This window comes from Coralloluteibacterium stylophorae (genome assembly GCF_018122625.2).
Classification (GTDB): Bacteria; Pseudomonadota; Gammaproteobacteria; order Xanthomonadales; family Xanthomonadaceae; genus Coralloluteibacterium; species Coralloluteibacterium stylophorae.
Genome location: NZ_JAGQFT020000005.1, coordinates 49,197 through 71,133, shown reverse-complemented (window position 1 = coordinate 71,133; position 21,937 = coordinate 49,197). Strand labels below are relative to the sequence as shown.

Genomic DNA, 21,937 nt, shown 5'->3' with positions numbered 1-21,937 from the left:
GTCAGCCTGCCTCCGGCGCTGAGGACGCGGCCGGCGGGGATTCGCCCGCCTGCGCGCTGTGGATGTCGGGCTCGCCCGCGGCGTCGGCCTCGGCCTCCGGCGTGGCGAGGATGATCAGGGCCACGCGGCGGTTGGCGTTGCGGCCTTCCGGCGTGTCGTTGGCGGCGCTCGGATGGAACTCGCCCTGGCCGACCACGGCCATGCGCCCGGGCGCGACGCCGTCGGCGGCCAGCACGTGCACCACGCTCGCCGCGCGCGCGGCGGAGAGTTCCCAGTTGGAAGGAAACGCCGCGGTGTGGATGGGGCGGTCGTCGGTGTGGCCCTCCACGCGCAGCAGGTTGGGCACCTCGGCCAGGGTCGGCGCCAGCCGCGCGATGATCCGGCGCGCGTTCTCGCCCAGCGCCGCCGACCCGCTGGCGAACAGGATGTCGCTGTTGATCGAGACCTCGATCCAGTAGTCGCCGTGGGTCAGGCGCACCAGGTTGGCCGCGGCCAGGTCCTCGAGCGCGTCCTCCAGCGCCATGGCGATGCGCCCGAGCTGGGCCTGCGCGCCGCGGTGGCGGTAGCGCTCGCGGTCGTTGGCCGGCACCGCCACCGGCAGGTAGGCGGGCTCGCGCTCGGACAGCTGCGGGCCGTAGGACGAGCGCATGCTCGGCATCAGCCGGATCGGGTTGGCGCGCGCGCCCAGCGGGATCGGCCGGCTCTGGTGCGGCGGCAGGTCGGCCGGCGCGACCGGCCCGACCTGGATCGGCTGGATCGAGCGCGGTGCGCCGCCGAAGGCCTCCGACAACGAGTTCGACAGCACCCGGTACTTGCCCTCGTTGAGCGAGGAGATCGCGTACATCACCACGAAGAAGGCCAGCAGCAGGGTGAGCAGGTCCCCGTAGGGGATCGCCCAGGCCTCGTGGTTGGCGTGCTCCTCGTGCTTCTTCCTGCGGGCCATGGCTGCCGGCCCTTCAGTGCAGGTAGCCGGCGAGGCGGGCTTCGATGTTGCGCGGGTTCTCGCCCTGGGCGATGGCGATCATGCCCTCGACCAGCATCTCGCGCTCGCCGATGCGCCCGGCGATCACCGCCTTCAGCTTGTTGGCGATCGGCAGGAACATCAGGTTGGCCGCGCCGATGCCGTAGATCGTCGCGGTGAAGGCCGCGGCGATGCCGTGCCCGAGCTTGCTCGGGTCGGAAAGGTTCTTCATCACCGCCATCAGGCCGAGCACGGCGCCGATGATGCCGAGCGTGGGCGCGTAGATGCCCATGCCCTCGAACACCTTGGCCGCCGCGGTCTCGCGGTGCTCCAGCGCGTCGATCTCGACCTCCAGCATCTGCCGGATCGCATCCGGCTCCATGCCGTCGACCAGCATCTGCAGGCCCTTCTGGATGAAGGGATCCTCCTGCTGCCTGACCAGGCTCTCCAGGCCCAGCAGGCCCTGCTTGCGGGTGATCTGCGCCCACTCGACGATCTGCGCGAGCAGTTCCTCGCGCGCCGACGGCGGCGGGAACAGGACCCAGCGCACCATGCCGAGCGCGCGCTTGAAGCTCGCGATCGGGGTCTGCAGCAGGATCGCCGCGAGCGTGCCCAGGATCACGATGACGAAGGCCGCCGGCGACCACAGGCCGGAGATGCCCGCGCCCTTGAGCACGCTGCCGCCGATCAGGGCGACCAGCGCGAGCACCAGGCCGATGAGACTCAGGAGGTCCATGGCACGGCCTATCGGCCCGTCACCGCGTTACTTGAGCCGCCGGGCAGGCCGTCGATGTCCAGGATCAGTGCCAGGCTGCCGTCGCCGATGAGCGTGGCGCCGGCATAGCCCGGCAGCCCGCGCAGGGTGCGCGGCAGCGGCTTGATCACGATCTCCTCGCGACCGCGCACCGCGTCGACGATCAGCCCGAAACGGGTGTCGCGGCCTTCCAGCACGACCACGATGAGCTCGTCCGCGCCGGGATCGGACAGCCCCAGCCAGCGTCTCAGGTCGAGCAGCTGCAGCGGGCGCTCGCGCATGTCGAGTACCGGGCAGCCGTTGATCCAGCGCCGCTCGCGGGTCTTGCAGCTCATGACCTCGGTGACCCGCGCCAGCGGCAGCGCGTAGACCGCCTCGCCGCACTGGATCAGGAGGGTCGGCAGGATCGCCAGCGTCAGCGGCACGCGGATCAGGAAACGGCTGCCGCGCCCGATCTCGGACTGGATGCGGACCTCGCCGGAAAGCTCGCGGATCTTGGACTGCACCACGTCCATGCCGACGCCGCGGCCGGACAGGTCGCTGACCTGGGCCTTGGTCGAGAAACCGGGCAGGAACACCAGCTGCAGGCACTCGTCGGGGCTCAGGCGCGCCGCCGACTCGTCGTCGATCAGGCCCTTCTCGCGGGCCTTGGCGCGCAGGCGCTCGGGATCGATGCCGGCGCCGTCGTCGGAGACCTCGATGGTGACGTGGTCGCCTTCCTGGGTCGCCTTCAGGCGCACGGTGCCGCTGCGCGGCTTGCCCAGCCGCGCGCGCAGGTCGCCGTCCTCGATGCCGTGGTCGATCGCGTTGCGCACCAGGTGCACCAGCGGGTCGGCCAGGGTCTCGACCAGGTTGCGGTCGAGTTCGGTGTCGACGCCGTCCATCTGCAGGTCGACGTCCTTGCCCAGCGAGCGGGCGACGTCGCGGGCGAGCTTGGGGAAGCGCGCGAACACGCGGCCGACCGGCTGCATGCGGGTCTTCATCACCGCCGACTGCAGGCGGCTGGTGGCGATGTCGAGGGCGCCGACCGCGCGCTCCAGGCGCTCGTCGCGCAGCTCCTCGCGCAGCGTCTTCAGCCGGTTGCGCGCGAGCACCAGCTCGCCGACCAGGTTGACGATGGCGTCCAGGCGCCGGGTGTCGACGCGCACCGTCGCCTCGGGCGGCTCGGCGGGCGCGGCCGGGGCGTCGTTGGCGGCCCTGGCCTGTGGCTTGCGCACCGGTGCGGGCGCGGCCTTGGCGGCGGGCGCGGCGCCCGGCGGCGTCGGCTTGGCGACGATGGCCTTGAAGTAGGCGATGAGCTCGGGTGCGGCCTCCGGCATCGCGGTGCCGGCGGTCATCGAGGCGAGCATGTCGCGCACGCCGTCGACCGCCTGCTGGGCGGCGTCGAAGTCGGCCGGCGACAGCGCGTGCTCGCCGCTGCGGGCGAGGTTGAGGGCGTCCTCGACCACGTGGCACAGCGCCACCATCGGCGGCAGGTCGAGGAAGCCGGCGCCGCCCTTGATGGTGTGGAAGGCGCGGAACACGGCGTTGAGGCGCTCGGCCTCGCCGGGCGCGTGCTCGAGGTCGACCAGCTGCTCGCCGAGGCGGTCGACGATTTCCTGGGCCTCGACGATGAAGTCGGCGGCGATGTCGTCGGTGACGGCGCTCATGGGCAGGTCCGGGTGGCGCGCGCGGTCACAGGCCGAGCGCGGAAAGCAGGTCGTCCGCGTCCTCCTGGGACACGGCATGGCGGTCGAGGCCGGGCACCGCGGGCCCGGCGAGGCCGGCTTTGGCGCTGCGTCCGGCGTGCTCCTCCGGCGGCAGGCCGAGCGCGTTGAAGCCCTCGTGCACGCGGCGGACGATGCCCACGACCTTGCGGATGGTCTGGCCGGTGAGGTCCTGGAAGCTCTGCGCCAGCGAGATCTCCGACAGCGACGCGCGCAGGGCGTCGAGCTCGGCGCGCTGGGCGTCGTCGAGGCCGCCGGCGGCGATGCGGTCGAGGTGGCCGCGGCCGGCCTCGATCAGGTCGAGGGTGCGCAGGCTGGCCTCTTCGGTGGTCTTGACCACGTGGTCGAGGCGGTCGCAGGCGTCGGGCAGCTCGTTGGCGGCCTCGTTGCCCTGCGCGGGAATCTCGCCGAGCGCGTCGCCGAGCTCGCGGGCGATGCGCGACAGGCCCTTGACCAGGGACGCGGCGCGCCAGGCGGCCAGCGCCTCGACCTCGCCGCGCAGGCTGACGTCGTCGCCGCGCTCCATCGCATCCAGGGCCGACTGCAGGCGCGCGGCGAACTCCGCGCGGTCGATGTGCACCGCGCTCACGCCGCGGCTCCCATGCGCTCGAAGATCTTGTCGAGCTTCTCCTTGAGGGTGATCGCGGTGAACGGCTTGATGATGTAGCCGTTCACCCCGTTCTGCGCGGCCTCGATGATCTGCTCGCGCTTGGACTCGGCGGTGACCATCAGCACCGGCAGCATGCGCAGCGCGGCATCGGCGCGGATCGCCTTGAGCAGGTCGATGCCGGTCATGCCCGGCATGTTCCAGTCGGTGACCACAAACTCGATGCCGCCCTGGCGCAGCACGGTCAGCGCGCTGGTGCCGTCGTCGGCCTCGACGGTGTTGGTGTAGCCGAGATCGGCGAGGAGGTTCTTGACGATGCGGCGCATGGTCGAGAAGTCGTCGACGATCAGGATCTTCATGTTGGTGTTCAAGGCACTGCTCCGTAGGGGTGGGCCGGCGCGGGGGCGGGCGGCCGGATCATTCGTCGTCGAGGTCGGCGTCGATGCCGCGGAAGGGTTCCAGGCGTCCGCGCAGGCGGACCATGGCCTGGCCGTGGATCTGGCACACGCGCGATTCGCTCACCCCTAGAACGGCACCGATCTCCCGAAGGTTTAGCTCCTGCTCGTAGTACAGCGACAGGACCAGGCGTTCGCGCTCGGGCAGGCGGTGGATCTCCGATTCCAGCATCGCCGCGAACTCGGAGCGCTCCAGGCGCTGCTGCGGCGACGGCCCGCCGTCGCGCACCGCCGGCATCTCACCGGCGTCCTCGGCCTGGGCGTCGAGGCTCAGGACGTGGCCGCGGGCGGCGTTCTCGACCAGCTTCAGGTACTCCGCCAGCGGCAGCGCCATCTCGTCGGCGACCTCCTGCGCCTGGGCGGCGCGCCCGGTGCGCTGCTCGACGCGGTGGATCGCCGCGGCGGCGCTGCGCGCGCCGCGGTGGACCGAGCGCGGCACCCAGTCGCCGCGCCGGATCTCGTCGATCATGGCGCCGCGGATGCGGATCGAGGCGTAGGTCTCGAAGCTGGCGCCCTGGCTGGCGTCGAAGCCGCGCGAGGCCTCGATCAGGCCGAGCATGCCGGCCTGGACGAGGTCGTCGATCTCGACGCTGGCCGGCAGGCGCGTGGCCAGGTGGTGGGCGATGCGGCGCACCAGTTCGGTGTGCTGCTGGACCAGGGCGGCGGCGTTGTCCTGCGCGACGGCCCGGTATTCGGCTGCGGGGACGATCATGCGGCCATGCCTCCGGCATCGATCATGCGTTCGACGAAGAATTCGAGGTGCCCGCGCGCGGCGGCCGGCGGCTGCCAGCGCTCGATGCGCCCGGCGAGCTCGCGGAAGGCGCGCGCCGAGGGGCTGGACGGATAGGCGACGGTGACCGGCAGCTGGCGCTGCACGGCACGGCGCAGGTACTCGTCGTGCGGGACCATGCCGAGGTAGGCCAGGGTCACGTCGAGGAACTTGTCGCTGACCCGGGCCAGCTTCTCGTACAGCGCGCGGCCTTCCTGCGGGCTGCCGACCTGGTTGGTCAGCACCTGCACGCGGTTGACCCCGCGCTCGCGCGACAGGACCTTGATCAGGGCGTAGGCGTCGGTGATCGAGGCCGGCTCGTCGCAGACCACGACGATCACGTCCTGCGCGGCCTGGCAGAAGGTCAGCACGCTGTCGGTCACGCCGGCGGCGGTGTCGACCAGCATGGTGTCGAGCGGGCGGTCGATCTCGGAGAAGGCGCGGATCAGGCCCACGTGCTCGGCCGGGGTCAGCTCGGCCATGTGCCGCTTGCCCGAGGACGCCGGGACGATGCCGAGGCCGTGCGGGCCCTCGAGGATGGTGTCGGCCAGGCCGCAGCGGCCGGCCATGACGTCGGCGAGGGTGCGCTCCGCCGACAGCCCGAGCATGACGTCGACGTTGGCGAGGCCGAGGTCGGCGTCGAGCAGCAGCGGCTTGCGCCCGGCGGCGGCCAGCGCCACGCCAAGGTTCACCGACACGTTGGTCTTGCCGACGCCGCCCTTGCCGCTGGTCACGGTGATGACCCGGACCGGCGGACGACGGGCGGCGACCAGGCCGGCGGCCTGTTCGGGGACGCGCGACGCGGGGTGTGACGACGACTCAGGCGACATGCGCGTTCTCCGTTTCGGTCTGGGTATCGGCGGCGCGGCGCAGGGCGTCCAGGCGCAGCACGATGCGGTGGGCTTCGGCGGTCTGCAGGTCCTCGGGAACCCGCTGGCCGTCCGCTACGTATGCAAGGGGCAGGCCATGGCGGACCAGCACCGAGAGCGCGGCGCCGAGGCGGCCGGTCTCGTCGACCTTGGTCAGGACCGCACCCGCGGGCTCGATGCCGCGGAAGCGGCGCAGGGTCTCGTCGAGATCGGCCGGATGCGCGTTGGCCGGCAGCACCAGCAGGCTCTTCACCCGCTGGCTGCCGCGCAGCCAGGCCAGCCGCGTCATCAGCGCGCGGTCGCGCTGCGACAGCCCGGCGGTGTCGACCAGCACCAGGCGGTAGTCGGCCAGGCGCTCGATCAGGCTGGACAGCGACTCGGCGCTGTCGGCCTCGAACACCGCCATGCCGAGCAGGCGGCCGTAGGCGGCCAGCTGCTCGCGGCCGCCGACGCGCACCGTGTCGGTGGTGACCAGGGCGACGTCGCGGGCGCCGTGGCGCGAGGCGTAGCGCGCCGCGATCTTGGCGAGCGTCGTCGTCTTTCCGGCGCCGGTCGGGCCGACCAGGGCGAGCACGCCGCCGGACTCGGCCGGATCGACCTCGGCGATGGCGAGCTTCTTGGCCAGCAGGCCCAGCATCAGGCCCTTGGCCCGCGCCGGTTCGATGTCGGCGGGAATCTGCGCGGCGATGCTGCGGGCGAGTTCGATCTCGCAGCCGTAGTCGCCGAGGAGGTCGAGGATCTGCGCGCGGACCGGGGCGCCGCGCAGGCGCTCGTCGTTCATCCGCGCCATCTCGCGCTCAATCATGCCGCGCATGGCGGCCAGTTCCTCGCGGAGCTCGTCGACGCCGGCCTCGGCGCGCGGTGCCTGCGGCACCGCGGACAGGGCGTGCGCGGGCGGCGCGGGTTCGGCGACGGCGGCTTCGGGGTCGGGCGTGGGCGCCGGCATCGGCGGCAGGCGCCTGGCGCGCGTGTCGATGGCGGTGATCACGTGCTCGGGGGCGATGCCGCGCGCGGCCGAGGGCGTGGCCGGGGACGGCAGCGCCGGCTCCGGCGTGGCGACGGGAACCGGGGCCGGCTGCTGCGCGGCGGCGGGCGTCGGCGCGGCCTGCGGCGCGACCGGGGCGCGCGGCGGCGCCACGGCGAAGGCCTCCGCCTGCGGCGGACCCGGCTGCGGCTGGGCCTGCTGCATGGCGGCCAGGCGCGCGGCGAAGGACAGGGTCGGCGCCGGCATGTCGTCGAGGTCGGCGCGGGCCGCCGGGATCCCGGCGGCCGGGACGGGCGTCGCCTGCATCACCGGCGCCGGCGGCGGGGGCGGCATCGCGGGTGCGGGCTCCGGCTGCCGCGGTTCCGGCATCGCCGCGCGCAGGGCCTGCTGCACCTGCGCCTCGTCGTAGTCGGTCGCGGCCACGATCTCGATGCCGTGCTCGCCGCGCTTGTTGGAGAGGATGACCGCGTCGGCCCCCAGCGCATCGCGGACCTGGGCCAGGGCCGTGCGCATGTCGGGAGCGGTGAACCGTCGGATTCGCATGGGAAGGCCCCGGGAACGTGTCGGGGCTCTTGTTGCAACTGGCGTGCCAGAACGGTGGGCCGGGAATCGGGAAGCGGGAATGGGGACCCGGGAGCTGCAGGGGTCGGGGCGGGACGCTTCGGGCGGTCCTCGGGGACGGCCTGCCGGTGCCGCGTGAGCCCGTGTCGCCCTGCGCCCTGCTCCCTCCCCGCTGCGAGGGAGGTCGGGAAGCGGATTCGGAGCGCTACCTGCCGGCGGCGACGGGCAGACCGTGCGCGGCTACGCTCTACCAGCCCTTCCCTCGCGAGTGGGCGCGAGCCCGTCACGTCGGCCTGGCTTCCGGCCCCGCGCCCGGGCCCGTGCCTCACCCCCGGGTCCCGCGTCCCGTTTCCCGATTCCCGCTCTACCCGCCTCCCTACCCTATCGACCCGATCAGCTTCAGCCGCTTGTCCTCCGGCACCTCGCCGTAGGCCAGCACCGACAGGCCGGGGACGCTGTGGCGGGTGAGGCGGGCCAGCACCGAGCGCACGGCGCCGGGGACCAGGAGGACGGCGGGCTCGCCGACGGCCTGCTGACGCTGCACGCAGTCGCCGAGGCTGCCGTGCAGGCGCTCGGCGAGGCCGGGCTCGACGGCGCCGCCGCCACCGGACACGGAGTCCTGCAGCACGCGCTCGAGCCCCGGGTTGAGCGTGTACACCGGCAGCTCCGGCGCCATGCCGTTGATCTCCTGGACGATGAAGCGACCGAGCGCGGTGCGCACCGCGGCGGTGAGCGCGGCCGGGTCCTGGGTCATCGGCGCGTGCTCGATCAGGGCCTCGGCGATCTGCCGCATCTGCCGCACGGGGACCTTCTCCGACACCAGGTTCTGCAGGACGCGCACGATCACCGACAGCGGCAGGGCCTTGGGCGTGAGGTCCTCGACCAGCTTGGGCGCGGCCTTGCCGAGGGTGGCCAGGAGCTCCTGCACCTCCTCGTGGCCGAGCAGTTCGGCGGCGTGCTCGCGGACCAGGTGCGAGATATGGGTGGCGACCACGGTGCTGGCGTCGACCACGGTATAGCCCAGCGCCTCGGCCTCGGCGCGCTGCGCCGGCAGGATCCACACCGCGTCCAGGCCGAAGGCCGGGTCCTTGCCGGCGATGCCCTCGAGGTTGCCGTAGACGCGGCCCGGGTCGAGCGCCATCTCGCGGTCCGGGTGCAGTTCGCCGGTGGCGACCGGCACGCCGTGGACCAGGACCCGGTAGGTGCCGGGGCCGAGCTCGAGGTTGTCGCGGATGTGCACCGCCGGCACCAGGAAGCCCAGGTCCTGGGTCAGCTTGCGCCGCGCGGCCTTGATCCGCGCCATCAGGCCGCCGCCCTTGGACGCGTCGACCAGCGGAATCAGGCGGTAGCCGACCTCCAGGCCGAGCGCGTCGACCGGGCGCAGCTCGTCCCAGGACAGCTCCGGCGTCGGCGCCGGCATCGGCGCGCCGTCGGCGCCGACGGGCGCGACCTCGGCGGCGGGCGCCTCGTCCTTCTTCGACTTCCTGTAGAGCACCCAGGCGGCGTAGCCGGTGATCGCCGACAGACTCAGGAACGCCAGGTTCGGCATGCCCGGCACCAGGCCGACCACGCCGAGCAGGATCGAGGTGATCATCAGCGCCTTGTACTGGCCGAAGACCTGGCCCTGCACCGCCTTGCCCATGTCCTGCGCGCCGGTGGCGCGGCTGACCAGCATCGCCACCGCGACCGAGACCAGCAGGCCCGGGATCTGCGCCACCAGGCCGTCGCCGATCGCCAGCAGCACGTAGGTGGTGCCGGCCTGGGAGAACGACAGCCCGTGCTGGGCCATGCCGATGACCAGGCCGCCGATGAGGTTGATGAACAGGATCAGGATCGCGGCGATGGCGTCGCCGCGGATGAACTTGGAGGCACCGTCCATGGAGCCGTAGAAGTCGGCCTCCTCGCGGACCTCCTGGCGGCGCAGCTTGGCGTCCTCGCGCGAGAGCAGGCCGGCGTTGAGGTCGGCGTCGATCGCCATCTGCTTGCCGGGCAGGGCGTCGAGGATGAAGCGCGCGGAGACCTCGGAGATGCGCGTGGCGCCCTTGGTGATCACCACGAAATTGATGATGGTGAGGATGGTGAACACCACCAGGCCCACCGCGAAGCTGCCGCCGACCACGAAGTCGGCGAAGGACTCGATCACATGCCCGGCCGCGCCCGGGCCCTTGTGGCCGTTGAGCAGCACCACGCGGGTCGAGGCCACGTTCAGCGCCAGGCGCAGCAGCGTGACCATCAGCAGCACGGTCGGGAAGATCGAGAATTCCAGCGGGCGCTTGATGTAGACCACGCCCAGCAGCACCACCATCGACAGCGCGATGTTGAAGCTGAAGAGCGCATCGAGCACCAGCGGCGGCAGCGGCACCACCACCATCGCCAGCATCGCCATCACGATCAGCGGCGCGCCGAGCCCCTGGCGCACCACCTGCCCGAACTTCACCCCCTGCGCCGCCTGCGTCGCCGCCATCTCAGCGCGCCCCGCGGCACGCGACGCCGCGCGGGGCGCGACGGTGGAGAGCGACGTGGAGGACCTCGGATCGGATCACGGCAGCACGGCCTCGCGGGAGCGACGCGGCGGGGGATGCAGGGTTTGTGCCAGTGCGGATGGAGCGGGAATGGGGAGTCGGAAATGGGCCGGGAATGGGGAATCGGGAATGGGGAATGGGGAATGGGGAATCGGGAATGGATGGTCGTCGCCTGTGGGAGGGGCTTCAGCCCCGACCTGGCGCCCGTCGGGGCTGAAGCCGCTCCCACAGCAACAGGCGTGCCCTCACCTCATCCTCGGCGAGGAGAAACCGGACACCGCGGCGCCGCCGCCATTCCCGATTCCCCATTCCCGATTCCCCGCGCCACCTCACCGCCCACATCCGCGAACCCCGGTCGCCGGGTGGAAGCACCGGGAACCGTCCAAGCATGGCCCGTCGCCTGTGGGAGGGGCTTCAGCCCCGACCCGGCGCCCGTCGGGGCTGAAGCCCCTCCCACAGCAACAGGCGCGCCCTCACCTCACCCTCGGCGAGGAGACGCCGGACACCGCGGCCACGCCGCCATTCCCGAGTCCCGATTCCCGATTCCCCGCTCCACCTCACCGCTCTCATCCGCGAACCCCGGTCGCCGGGTGGAAGCACTGGGAACCGTCCAAGCATGGCCCGTCGCCTGTGGGAGGGGCTTCAGCCCCGACCCGGCGCCCGTCGGGGCTGAAGCCCCTCCCACAGCAACACGCGCGCCCTCACCTCACCATCGGCGAGGAAACGCCGGACACCGCGGCCACGCCGCCATTCCCGATTCCCGATTCCCGATTCCCCGCTCCACCTCACCGCCCACATCCGCGAACCCCGGTCGCCGGGTGGAAGCACCGGGAACCATCCAAGCATGGCCCGTCGCCCGTGGGAGGGGCTTCAGCCCCGACCCGGCGCCCGTCGGGGCTGAAGCCCCTCCCACAGCAACACGCGCGCCCTCACCTCACCCTCGGCGAGGAAACGCCGGACACCGCGGCCACGCCGCCATTCCCGATTCCCGATTCCCGATTCCCGGCTCCCGGTTCCCGGTTCCCCGTTCCCCGTTCCCCGTTCCCCACCCCTCACACATCCTCGAACCCCGGCGGCAGCTTCACCGCCCCCAGGCTCGGCTGCGGGACGCCCCGGCCGGGAGTCCATTCGCGCAGCTGGTAGAGGTAGGACAGGACCTGCGCCACCGCGGCGTAGAGCTTGACCGGGATCTCCTGGCCGATCTTGACCTCGCGGTGCAGGGCGCGGGCCAGCGGCGGCGCCGAGATCACCGGCACGCGCGCCGATTCGGCGACGCCGCGGATGCGGTGGGCGACCTCGTCCACGCCCTTGGCCACCACCCGCGGCGCGCCCATGCTGCCGGCGTCGTACTTCAGCGCCACCGCGTAGTGCGTCGGGTTGACGACGATGACGTCGGCCTTCGGCACGTCCTCCATCATCCGCCGCTGCGCCATCTCCTGCTGCAGGCGGCGCACGCGACCCTTGACCTCGGGACTGCCCTCGGACTCCTTCATCTCGTCGCGCAGTTCCTGGCGGCTCATCATCAGCTTCTGGCGGTGGCTCCAGAGCTGGTAGGGCACGTCGGCGGCGGCCAGGGCGACCAGGGCGCAGGTCATGACCAGCACCAGGCGCACGGTCAGCCCCAGCCCCTGTGCGGCGGCGGTCTCCAGCGGCTGGTTGATCAGCGCCAGCAGGCTGCCGAAGGCGCCCCACAGGACCAGGCCCGCGGCGATGCCGATCAGCAGCACGCGCAGGATGCCCTTCAGCAGCTCGACCGCGCCCTCGCGCCCATAGATGCGCTTGAGCCCGGCAGCCGGGTTCATGCGCTTGAAGTCCGGCACCAGCGACTGGCTGTTGAAGCGCAGGCCCGACAGCAGCATCGGCGCGACCAGGCCGGCCGCCAGGCACAGCGCCATCAGCGGCAGCGCGTGCCAGAGCAGGCCGCCGAGCAGCTCGCCGAAATGGACCGGCAGCCGGCGCAGGTCGCCCATGCGGGCGACGTCGAAGGACAGCGCCTCGCGCATCCAGCCCAGCGCCGCGTGCGCCAGGTGGCCACCCATGGCCAGCAGCCCGCCGGCGATGGCGACGAACACCAGCGCCGTGTTGAGCTCGCGGGAGCGCGCGATCTGGCCTTTCTCGCGGGCGTCGCGCAGCCGTTTTTCGCTTGGCTGTTCGGTCTTTTCCTGGCCGTCTTCGCCTTCCGCCATCGCCGTGGGCGCTCCGCACGGGTGCGCCCGCGTCGACCGGCGCGCGCCGCGCCGGCGCGTCGGATCCTGCAAACCGCGTGCCGGATCACGGAACGCGACTCAAGGCGGTTCAGCCGCGGCCGATACCGCTGGCGACGAAACCCGACCCGCGGACCTGCCATGCACCTTCTCATCGTCGACGACCAGTCGAGCCGCCTGCACGCGCTGGAGCGCGCCCTGCTGGAACTGCGTCCGGACTGGGACGTGGTGGCGCTGGAGGATCCGGCGGTACTGGCCGACGTGCTGGCCGGCCGCGCCTTCGATGCGGCGGTGATCCATCTCGAATCCTCGCGCGCGGCGACCCGCGACCTGCTCGAGCAGTGCGGTGCGATCGCGCCCGGGATGATGCGCTTCGCCGTGTTGCGCTATGCCGCCGACGCCGACGCCATCGGCCAGCTCGACCTCGCGCACCGGGTGATGACCACGCCGCTGGAGCCCGGCGACCTCACCACGGCGCTGGACATGGTCAACCGTCTCGCGGCGATGCTCGACGACCCGCGCCTGCGCCGCGAGATCACCGCGCTGGGCAAGCTGCCGGCACCTCCGGGCATCGCCCTGTCGCTGATGAGCCTGGCGACCGACCCCAACAGCGACAGCAGCCGGATCATCGAGCTGCTGCGCGGCAGCCCGGCGGTCACCGCCAAGGTGCTGCAGCTCAGCAACTCCGCGCTCTACAACCGCGGCTCGCCGATCGTCGACCTCGGCCAGGCCCTGGTCCGCCTCGGCATGGACACCCTGATCGGCGTGGTGCTGGCAGCGGAGGCCTTCGGCGAGGTCGGTTCGCCGCAGGCGCAGGCGAGCCTGCAGCAACGCGCCCTGCTGGGCGCGCAGATCGCCACCCGGCTCCTGCGCGGGCTGGGCGCCGAGGCCGCCGGACTGAACCCGGGCATGGTCGCGACCGCCGCCACCCTGGCCGAGATCGGGCGCCTGCTGCCGCTGCGCAACGAGGCCGTAGCCGACCTCTTCGCCGGCGACGAGTGGGACGCGCAGGACCTGCCGCCGGCGCACTCGGTCGCCGGCGCCTACCTGCTGCACCTGTGGGCGCTGCCGCGCGAGATCGTCAACGCCGTGGCCTGGCAGGCACGGCCGGCGCAGGCGCACGAGGATGCCTTCGGCACCACCACCGCCGTGCACGTCGCGCATGCGCTGGCCGCGGGCCTTCCGCTCGACCGCCGCCTGCTCGCCGCGCAGGGCATGGACGGCCACGTCGAGGACTGGGAAGCGCTGGCGGAGCGGCTCGACGCGCCGCCGCGTCCGACCGCGTCGGCCGAGGGCGTATACGAGCTCGACCTCGACGACGCCGAACTCGAGAACAGCTTCACCTTCTACTGAGGCCGGCGCGGACGACGCCTACACGCGCGCCTGCGTATCGGTGACGGCCCATGACCGCCCTCACCGTCGCCACCTTCAACATCAACGGCATCCGCTCGCGGCTGCCGGCCCTGCTCGCCTGGCTCGAGCGCGAACGCCCGGACATCGTCTGCCTGCAGGAGCTGAAGTGTCCCGACGAGGCCTTCCCGCAGGCCGCGATCGAGGCCGCCGGCTACGGTGCGCTTTGGCACGGGCAGAAGTCGTGGAACGGCGTGGCCATCCTCGCCCGCGGCATGACTCCGCTGGAGAGTCGCCGCGGCCTGCCCGGGGATGCGGACGACAGTCACAGCCGCTATCTCGAGGCCGCCGCGCACGGGCTCATCGTCGGCTGCCTCTACCTCCCGAACGGCAACCCGCAGCCGGGACCGAAGTTCGACTACAAGCTGGCGTGGTTCGAGCGCCTGATCGCCCATGCGCAGGGCCTGCTCGACAGCGGCCATCCGGTGGTCCTGGCCGGCGACTACAACGTGGTGCCGACCGACGAACTCGACATCTACAGCCCGCGCTCCTGGAAGAAGGACGCCCTGCTGCAGCCGGAGAGCCGCGCCGCCTGGCAGCGCCTGCTCGCCCAGGGCTGGACCGACGCGCTCCGCCACCTGCACCCGGACGCGCGCATCTACACGTTCTGGGACTACTTCCGGCAGCGCTGGGAGCGCGATGCCGGGCTGCGCATCGACCACCTGCTGCTGAGCCCCGCGCTGGCCCCGCGGCTGCGCGAGGCCGGCGTCGATCGCTGGGTCCGCGGCGAGCCCAAGGCGAGCGATCACGCCCCGACCTGGATGCGCCTCGGAGCGTGAGACCGGCTGCGCCGCCTGGCTCGGGCACGAGACGGAACGCCCATCCGCAGGAGCGGCTTCAGCCGCGACCTGCGCCCGACCGCACACCGTCGGGGCTGAAGCCCCTCCCACATCGGCCCCGTGCCACGGCGCCGGCCTGCATCGACCGATGCCCGAGCCCAGGACCGACCCGTTCCCGACGTCCGCCCTGCGCCCGTCCCGCGCCCGCCCGCCCGGTCGCGGCTGAAGCCGCTCCTACAGAAGCACCCATCCCCATTCCCCATTCCCCATTCCCCATTCCCTGTTCCCTGTTCCCTGTTCCCTGTTCCCTGTTCCCTGTTCCCTGTTCCCCATCCCTGCCCCCATCCCTGCCCCCATCGCGGCTGAAGCCGCTCCTGCGGAAGCACCGCCTCGGCCCGCGCCCCAAGGCGCCCGGCCTCACGCGGCATTGGCCGGGGCCGTTGCATCGTCGCCGCCCCTTCCGCACGAGGCGCCGACGCCGATGAAGCCGACTCCCGAACAGTACAGCGCCTACCTGTCGCACCAACCCGTCGCCGGGGTGACCGTGGCGCACGGCACGCAGGTGCGGATCGCCGGCGGCGCGCATGCCGGCGAGGTGGGCGAGGTCTCCAGCCTCGCCGAACTGGGCGACGACCCCAGGCTGCTGGTCCAGCTCGAATCCGGCATCGAGGCCGTGGTCGCGCAGTCGCAGCTCGAATCCGCGGCGCGCTGAGGCACCCGCGCGGGGGGCGCGGCCCCAGCGCCCGCCGCGGCTGCGGGCTGTGCCCGCCATGCGTGCCGGCCCAGCGCGGCGCGGCGCCGCAATCACATCGCCTTGTTGCACCGCATCGGCACCATGCGCGGCCGGGAGGCACCGTCGCGGCGGTGCCCGGACGGCGTCGTGGCGCCTTCGTCGAATAGGGGGAGTCGCTCCGAATGAAGCTGCGTGGATGCATCCCGGCCCTGGTCGTCGCGCCGCTGCTGGCCGGCTGCAACCGCATCCAGTCCGCGTTCGCCCCGTTCGGCGTCGAGGCCGAGCGGACCCTGGTGCTCACCTGGATCATGGGCGTGTCGGCGGCGGTGCTGCTCGTCGCCGTGGGTGCGCTGGGCTGGTGGGCGGTGCGCGCGCGCGAGGGCTCGCTGTCGATCTCCGGCGGCATGCGCTTCATCGCCTGGGCCGGCGGCGTGTTTCCCGCCGTGGTGCTGCTGGCCCTGCTTCTCTACGCGCTGCCGATGATGAAACCGCTGCCGCTGGCCGAGGATGCGCTGCGGCTGCGGGTGGAGGGCGAGCAGTTCTGGTGGCGGATGCGCTACCGGCCGGAGACCGCGGGCGCGGTGGAGACCGCCAACGAGCTCCGCCTTCCCGCCGGCGAGGCGGTGCACATCACGCTCGCGGGCAACGACGTCATCCACAGCTTCTGGGTGCCGGGCCTGGCCGGGAAGATGGACATGATCCCGGGTCACGACAACGAGCTGGTGGTCCACGCCCTCACGCCGGGCGTCTACCGCGGCGTGTGCACCGAGTTCTGCGGCCTGAGCCATGCGCTGATGGCCTTCGACGTGGTGGTGATGGCGCCGGCGGAGTTCGAGGCCTGGCTCGAGCGCGAGGCACGGCCGGCCAGCGCCGACGCCGCCGGGCATCCCGGCCGGGCGCTGTTCGACGACTACGGCTGCGCCGGCTGCCACCGCATCCGCGGGCATACCGACGACGCCGGCATCGGCCCCGACCTCACCCACTTCGGCGCGCGTCGCACCCTGGCCGCCGGCACCCTGCCGATGTCGCGCGAGGCGATCGCCGGCTTCATCCGCCATCCCGAGCAGCGCAAGCCGGGCGTGCGCATGCCGGCATTCCCGCACATGCCGGCCGACGACGCCCTGCGCATCGCCGACTACCTGCAGGAGCTCGACTAGGTGAACGCCCAGGCACCCGCGTCAGCGGACCGCCCCGACCAGAACGACCCGGAGGTGCGCCGCGCGCAGGAGGAACGCCTGCGTGCGACCTGGGCGGCGCCCAAGGGCCTGTTCCTGCGCTGGACCGACGTCAACAACAACGCCGTCGGCGCCTGGTACACGCTGACTGCCTTCGGGTTCATGCTGTTCGCCGGGGTGCTGGCGCTGATCGTGCGCACCCAGCTGGCGGTGCCGGAGAACGACCTCGTCTCCGCCGACACCTTCAACCAGCTGTTCTCGCTGCACGGCTCGATGATGATGTTCCTGTTCGCCGTGCCGATGTTCGAGGCGGTCTCGATCCTCCTGCTGCCGCAGCTGCTCGGCGCGCGCGACCTGCCCTTCCCGCGGCTGTCGGCCTTCGGCTACTGGTGCTTCGTGCTCGGCGGGGTGTTCGTCGCCGGCTCGATCTTCTTCAACTCCGCGCCCGACGCCGGCTGGTTCATGTACCCGCCGCTGACCACCGACCCGAAGCTGTCGGGGCTGGGCGCCGACATCTGGATGCTGGGCCTGTCCTTCATCGAGGTGTCGTCGATCGCCGCGGCGGTCGAGCTCATCGTCGGCGTGCTCAAGTGCCGGCCGCCCGGCATGCGCCTGAACCTGATGCCGCTCTACGCCTGGTACGTGCTGGTCGTGGCGGTGATGATCCTGTTCGCGTTCCCGCCGCTGATCGCCGGCGACATCCTGTTCGAGATGGAGCGCCTGCTGGACTGGCCGTTCTTCGACCCCGGCCGCGGCGGCGACCCCCTGCTGTGGCAGCACCTGTTCTGGATCTTCGGCCACCCGGAGGTCTACATCGTGTTCCTGCCGTCGATCGCGCTGTTCGCGATGGTGATCCCGACCTTCGCCCAGCGCCACGTGCTGGGCTATCCGTGGATCGTGCTGGCCGCGGTGGGCACCGGTTTCCTGAGCTTCGGGCTGTGGGTGCACCACATGTTCGCCACGGGGCTGCCGAACATCAGCCTGGCCTTCTTCTCGGCGGCGTCGGAAGCGGTGGTGATCCCGACCGCGGTGCAGATCTTCGTGTTCATCGCGACGCTGTGGGCGGGTCGGGTGGTGTGGTCGACACCCCTGCTGTACGCCGCCGGCTCGCTGGCGGTGTTCGTGATCGGCGGACTGACCGGGGTGATGGTGGCGATCGCGCCGTTCGACTGGCAGGCGCACGACACCTATTTCGTGGTGGCCCACCTGCACTACGTGCTGATCGGCGGCACCCTCCTGCCGCTGTTCGGCGGGCTCTACTACTACTGGCCGCTGATCACCGGCAAGAAGCTCTCCGATCGCCTCGGCCGCATCGCGTTCTGGACGATGTTCGTCGGCATCAACGTGACCTTCTTCCCGATGCACTTCACCGGCCTGGCCGGCATGCCGCGGCGGGTGTTCACCTATCCGGAGCAGCTCGGCGTGGGCTGGCTCAACATGCTCTCCACCATCGGCGCCTACCTCCTCGCCGCCGGCGTGGCGGTGCTGGTGGTCGACCTGTGCCGGTCGCCGTGGCGGAAGAAGGCTGACCGCAACCCCTGGAACGCCGGCACCCTGGAGTGGCTGGTGCATCCGGACGCGGAGAACTGGGGCATCCGCTCGGTGCCGCTGATCGAGAGCCGCTACCCGATCTGGGAGCAGAAGGACTTCGTGCGCAAGGTCGACGAGGGCCGCTACTTCCTGCCCGACGCCGAGGAAGGCCTGCGCGAGACCATCGTCACCAGCGTCCTCGACGCGCGGCCGATCCAGGTGATGCGGCTGGGTGCGCCGACCGCCAAGCCGATGGTCGCGGCGCTGGCGCTGGGCAGCGTGTTCATCCTCACCACCTACCACCTGTACTGGGCGGCGCTGGCCGGCGGCGTGCTCGCGGCGGCGGCGATCCTGTTCTGGCTGTGGACCGAGACCAGCCCGATCCCGGAGAAGGACTGCAAGCACATCGGCCACGGCATCGTGCTGCCGCTGCACGCCTCCGGCCCGGCCTCGTCCGGATGGTGGGCGATGTTCATCACCATGCTCGGCGACTCCACCGCCTTCGCCAGCCTGGTGTTCGGCTACTTCTTCTTCTGGACCGTGCACGAGGACTTCCCGCCGCCTGCGGCCCCGGGCCTCGAGGGGCCGGGCGTGTTCTGGCCGATGCTCGCGCTGGGCCTGCTGCTGGCCGGCTGGGGCGCGACGCTGGGCGCGCGCCTGCTCAACACGCACGGGCGCCGCGGACTGGCGCGCATCGCGCTGGTGCTGGCCGCGGCGGCCACCGCCGCGGGCGGCGCCGCCGGCCTCGCCGGGCCGTGGACCCACGGCATGGACCCGGTGCTGCATTCCTATCCGGCGATCGTGTGGGTCCTGGTGATCTGGGTGGCGGTGCATGCCGGCGCCGGGGTGATCATGCAGCTGTACTCGCTGGCGCGCAGCCTGTGCGGCCGGCTCACCCCGGTCTACGACGGCGACCTGCGCAACACGGTGCTGTACCAGCACTTCCTCGCGCTCACCGCGCTGGTGACCTTCCTGGTGATCGGCCTGTTCCCGGAGGCGGCATGAAGGCGCTGAAGGCCCGCGCCCAGCGCCGGCGGGCGACGCTGTGGACCCTGATCGTGCCGCCGACGGTGTGGGCGCTGCACTTCCTGTTCGCCTACCTGTTCGTGGCGATCCGCTGCGCCAAGCATGGCGACCAGGAGGTGATCGGCGACATCCGGATGTGGATCGGGATCGCCACCGTCGCGGCCTTCGTGCCGATCGTGGCCACCGCGCTGGTGTCGTGGTGGCAGATGCGGCGCCCGGGCGACGCGCCGCCGCACGACGACAGCACCGAGAACGACCGCCTGCGCTTCCTCGCGGTCGCGACCCTGATGCTCGCCGCGCTCAGCCTGATCGCGGTGATCTACACCGCGCTGCCGGTGCTGGTGCTGGGGGACTGCCGATGAGGCGCCTGCCGCTCGCCGCGGGCGGCGTGCTGCTGCTGGCCGCCTGGGCGCTGGCGGCGGCGCGGCTGGGCATGCTCGGGCACATGGGCGCGCACATGCTGTCGGTCGCGGTGGCGGCGCCGCTGCTGGCCTGGGGCATCGCCGGCAGCCGCCTCGACCCGGCGCGGCGCTGGCCCGGCGTGGTCACGCCGATGACGATGTCGCTGGTCGAGCTGCTGCTGGTCTGGGGCTGGCACCTGCCGGCGGCGCGCGCCTTCGCTGCGGAGACGCTGGCCGGCGGCGTGCTCGAGCAGCTCGCCTTCGTCGCCGCCGGCCTGCTGCTGTGGAGCGCCGCGCTCGGCACCCGCGGCGCGGCGGCCCTGCCGCGGCGCGCGGCGGGCGTGGTCGCGCTGCTGCTGACCTCGATGCACATGACCCTGCTCGGCGCGCTGGTCGGCCTGGCGCCACGCGTGCTGTACGGCACCGAGGGCTTCATCTGCGGCGACGTGCGCCTGACGCCGCTGGCCGACCAGCAGCTCGGCGGCGTGGTGATGCTGCTGGTCGGCGCCGGCAGCTACCTCGTCGGCGGCCTGGCCCTGCTCGGCGACGTACTGCGCCAGCGATCGACGGAGGCACGCCCCGCATGACCCTGCGGATCACCTGGAAACGCGCGCTCCTCACCCTGTTCGCGCTCGCCGTGTTCGGCATGGCCGTGGCCTGGTCGGGCGCGATCAACATCGCCGCCTCCAGCGGCCACTGGCCGGTCACCGCCTGGTTCCTGCACTGGACGATGCGCAACTCCGCGCGCACCTGGTCGACCGTGCAGGCCCCCGACGAGCCGCTCGACGACGGCGGCCTGGTGTCCGCCGCCGGGCATTTCGCGCGCAGCTGCGCCGCCTGCCACGGCGCGCCCGGCGCGGCGCCGTCGCCGGTGATGCAGGGCGCGACGCCGGAAGCCCCCGACCTGGCCGCGACCGCGGCGGAATGGAGCGACGCCGAGCTGTTCTGGATCGTCAGGCACGGGGTCAAGTACACCGGCATGCCGGCGTGGCCGGCCCAGGATCGCGACGACGAGGTGCGGCGCATGGCCGCCTTCGTGCGCCGGCTGCCGGGGATGTCGACCGATGAGTACCGCGGCCTGGTCGGCGCAGGCCTGGTGGCGGCGACGCCGCTGCAGGTGGCGGGCCCGATGCCGGTGGAGACCTGCATCGGCTGCCACGGCGCCGACGGCCGCGGGCGCGGCCAGGACGACATCCCCGTGCTCGGCGGCCAGCACCCGGCCTACCTCGCGGCGACGCTGCGCGACTACGCCAGCGGCGAGCGCGAGAGCGCGATCATGGCCAACGTCGCGGTGGCGCTGACGCGCGCCGACATCGACCGCCTCGCCTCGCACTTCGCGGCCCTGCCCGGCCTGCCGCGCGCCCAGCCCATGCGGCGCGCCGACGCGCCCGAGGAGCTCGCCGACGCCGCGCGCATCGCCACCGAAGGCCTGCCCGAGAACGACCTGCCGGCGTGCACCAGCTGCCACGACGGCCGCAAGCGCGATCGCTATCCCGTGCTCTCCGGACAGCGCGCGCCCTACATCGCCGCGCGGCTGCGCGCCTGGCGCGGCGAGGAGACCGTCGTCGACGCGCGCAAGTCCTCCGACACCATGCCGACCATCGCGCGGCGCATTCCCGAGGACATGATCGAGCCGCTCGCGAGGTACTGGGCGGCGCAATCACCGGAGGCCGGGCAGGACCGACGATGACGTGCCCGGGCGCGTCCGGGCGCACGCCGCACCTGGCCGCGATCAGCCGCGAGGCCTACGTCTACCTCGGCGCCGGCGCCGCGGTGCTGCTGCAGATGGCGCATCCCGGCGTCGGCCGCGGCGTCGCCCGCCACAGCACCACCCTGGCCCGGCCCTTCGACCGCCTGCGCACCACCATGACCTACGTGTACGTGGTGACCCTGGGCACCGACGCCGAGCGCGAGGCGGTCGCCCGGATGATCGACCGCGTGCACGCGCCGGTGCGCGGGCCGGGCTACAGCGCCTTCGATCCGGGGCTGCAGCTGTGGGTCGCGGCGACCCTCTACCGCGGCGCGCTGGACCTGCGCTGCGCCTTCGAAGGCGGGCCCGGGCCCGCGCATGCCGACGCCCTGCATCGCGAGGCCGCGCTCTACGGCACCACCCTGCAGGTGCGCCCGGAGATGTGGCCGGCCGACCGCGCCGCCTTCGAGGCCTACTGGGCGCGCACATTGGCGGCGGCGGAGGTGCTGCCCGAGGTGCGCGACTACGCGCAGCGGCTGCTTTCGGGGCGCGACGTGCCCTGGCCGGCGCGACTGGCGATGCCGCTGCAGCGCCTGGCCACCGCCGCCCTGCTGCCGGCGTCGCTGCGCGAGGCCTACGGCCTGCCGTGGTCGGAGCGCGACGCGCGCCGCTGGGCGCGCTTCCTGCGTATCGCGCCGCGCGTCTACCGCTGGATCCCGGCGCCGCTGCGGCACCTGCCGGCGCGCCTGGTGCTGGCCGACATGCGCCGGCGCCGGGCGCGCGGCCGGCGCGTGATCTAG

General features: G+C 72.7%; 19 protein-coding genes. 9 read left to right on the top strand and 10 right to left on the bottom strand.

Annotation, left to right across the window (positions count from 1 at the left end):
• Position 1: 1 nt before the first annotated feature.
• The 10 genes from motD to flhB all read right to left on the bottom strand — a co-directional run bounded on the left by motD (position 2) and on the right by flhB (position 12,375).
• Complete coding sequence (gene motD, locus KB893_RS08865) at positions 2 to 943, bottom strand: flagellar motor protein MotD (RefSeq protein ID WP_211926407.1); 942 nt, start codon at positions 941 to 943, stop codon at positions 2 to 4.
• Between the two features lie 13 nt (positions 944 to 956).
• Positions 957 to 1,697, bottom strand: coding sequence for a flagellar motor protein (locus KB893_RS08860; RefSeq protein WP_213173617.1), 741 nt, complete (start codon positions 1,695 to 1,697; stop codon positions 957 to 959).
• Between the two features lie 8 nt (positions 1,698 to 1,705).
• Positions 1,706 to 3,364 (bottom strand): chemotaxis protein CheA, encoded by a 1,659-nt coding sequence (locus tag KB893_RS08855; protein WP_211926409.1) that lies wholly within the window; start codon positions 3,362 to 3,364, stop codon positions 1,706 to 1,708.
• Positions 3,365 to 3,389: 25 nt separating this feature from the next.
• A complete protein-coding gene (locus tag KB893_RS08850; RefSeq protein WP_211926415.1) occupies positions 3,390 to 3,947 on the bottom strand; it encodes a protein phosphatase CheZ in 558 nt (185 codons plus the stop codon).
• Positions 3,948 to 4,006: 59 nt separating this feature from the next.
• Positions 4,007 to 4,399, bottom strand: a complete 393-nt coding sequence (cheY, locus tag KB893_RS08845) for a chemotaxis response regulator CheY (protein ID WP_211926410.1) — start codon at positions 4,397 to 4,399, stop codon at positions 4,007 to 4,009.
• A gap of 46 nt (positions 4,400 to 4,445) precedes the next feature.
• Complete coding sequence (locus KB893_RS08840) at positions 4,446 to 5,195, bottom strand: RNA polymerase sigma factor FliA (RefSeq protein ID WP_211926411.1); 750 nt, start codon at positions 5,193 to 5,195, stop codon at positions 4,446 to 4,448.
• Positions 5,192 to 6,082 carry a MinD/ParA family protein gene (locus tag KB893_RS08835; RefSeq protein ID WP_211926412.1) on the bottom strand — a complete coding sequence of 297 codons (891 nt, stop codon included), beginning with the start codon at positions 6,080 to 6,082 and terminating at the stop codon, positions 5,192 to 5,194. Before KB893_RS08835 ends, KB893_RS08840 begins: the two co-directional genes overlap by 4 nt.
• Complete coding sequence (flhF, locus tag KB893_RS08830; protein ID WP_211926413.1) at positions 6,072 to 7,649, bottom strand: flagellar biosynthesis GTPase FlhF; 1,578 nt, start codon at positions 7,647 to 7,649, stop codon at positions 6,072 to 6,074. Before flhF ends, KB893_RS08835 begins: the two co-directional genes overlap by 11 nt.
• Before the next feature lie 394 nt (positions 7,650 to 8,043).
• Positions 8,044 to 10,131: a flagellar biosynthesis protein FlhA gene (gene flhA / locus KB893_RS08825; protein WP_211926414.1), complete on the bottom strand. Its 2,088-nt coding sequence runs from the start codon at positions 10,129 to 10,131 to the stop codon at positions 8,044 to 8,046.
• Between the two features lie 1,110 nt (positions 10,132 to 11,241).
• Complete coding sequence (gene flhB, locus KB893_RS08820; RefSeq protein WP_213173616.1) at positions 11,242 to 12,375, bottom strand: flagellar biosynthesis protein FlhB; 1,134 nt, start codon at positions 12,373 to 12,375, stop codon at positions 11,242 to 11,244.
• A 159-nt stretch (positions 12,376 to 12,534) separates the two neighbouring features.
• Between flhB and KB893_RS08815 the strand changes: the two genes are divergently transcribed.
• The 9 genes from KB893_RS08815 to KB893_RS08775 all read left to right on the top strand — a co-directional run bounded on the left by KB893_RS08815 (position 12,535) and on the right by KB893_RS08775 (position 21,937).
• Positions 12,535 to 13,746 carry an HDOD domain-containing protein gene (locus KB893_RS08815; protein ID WP_211927148.1) on the top strand — a complete coding sequence of 404 codons (1,212 nt, stop codon included), beginning with the start codon at positions 12,535 to 12,537 and terminating at the stop codon, positions 13,744 to 13,746.
• A gap of 50 nt (positions 13,747 to 13,796) precedes the next feature.
• Positions 13,797 to 14,582, top strand: coding sequence for an exodeoxyribonuclease III (locus KB893_RS08810; RefSeq protein WP_211927147.1), 786 nt, complete (start codon positions 13,797 to 13,799; stop codon positions 14,580 to 14,582).
• Between the two features lie 481 nt (positions 14,583 to 15,063).
• Positions 15,064 to 15,294, top strand: coding sequence for a hypothetical protein (locus KB893_RS08805; protein WP_211927146.1), 231 nt, complete (start codon positions 15,064 to 15,066; stop codon positions 15,292 to 15,294).
• Positions 15,295 to 15,497: 203 nt separating this feature from the next.
• Complete coding sequence (gene coxB, locus KB893_RS08800) at positions 15,498 to 16,472, top strand: cytochrome c oxidase subunit II (RefSeq protein ID WP_211927145.1); 975 nt, start codon at positions 15,498 to 15,500, stop codon at positions 16,470 to 16,472.
• A complete protein-coding gene (gene ctaD, locus KB893_RS08795) occupies positions 16,473 to 19,025 on the top strand; it encodes a cytochrome c oxidase subunit I (RefSeq protein ID WP_211927144.1) in 2,553 nt (850 codons plus the stop codon).
• Positions 19,022 to 19,408 (top strand): hypothetical protein, encoded by a 387-nt coding sequence (locus tag KB893_RS08790; protein ID WP_211927143.1) that lies wholly within the window; start codon positions 19,022 to 19,024, stop codon positions 19,406 to 19,408. Before ctaD ends, KB893_RS08790 begins: the two co-directional genes overlap by 4 nt.
• Entirely contained in the window at positions 19,405 to 20,034 is a 630-nt protein-coding gene (locus KB893_RS08785; protein WP_213173615.1) for a cytochrome c oxidase assembly protein, read from the top strand. Before KB893_RS08790 ends, KB893_RS08785 begins: the two co-directional genes overlap by 4 nt.
• On the top strand, positions 20,031 to 21,137 hold the full coding sequence (locus KB893_RS08780; RefSeq protein ID WP_211927141.1) for a c-type cytochrome: 1,107 nt from the start codon (positions 20,031 to 20,033) through the stop codon (positions 21,135 to 21,137). Before KB893_RS08785 ends, KB893_RS08780 begins: the two co-directional genes overlap by 4 nt.
• Complete coding sequence (locus KB893_RS08775) at positions 21,134 to 21,937, top strand: oxygenase MpaB family protein (RefSeq protein ID WP_211927140.1); 804 nt, start codon at positions 21,134 to 21,136, stop codon at positions 21,935 to 21,937. The genes KB893_RS08780 and KB893_RS08775 overlap by 4 nt, the downstream gene beginning before the upstream one ends.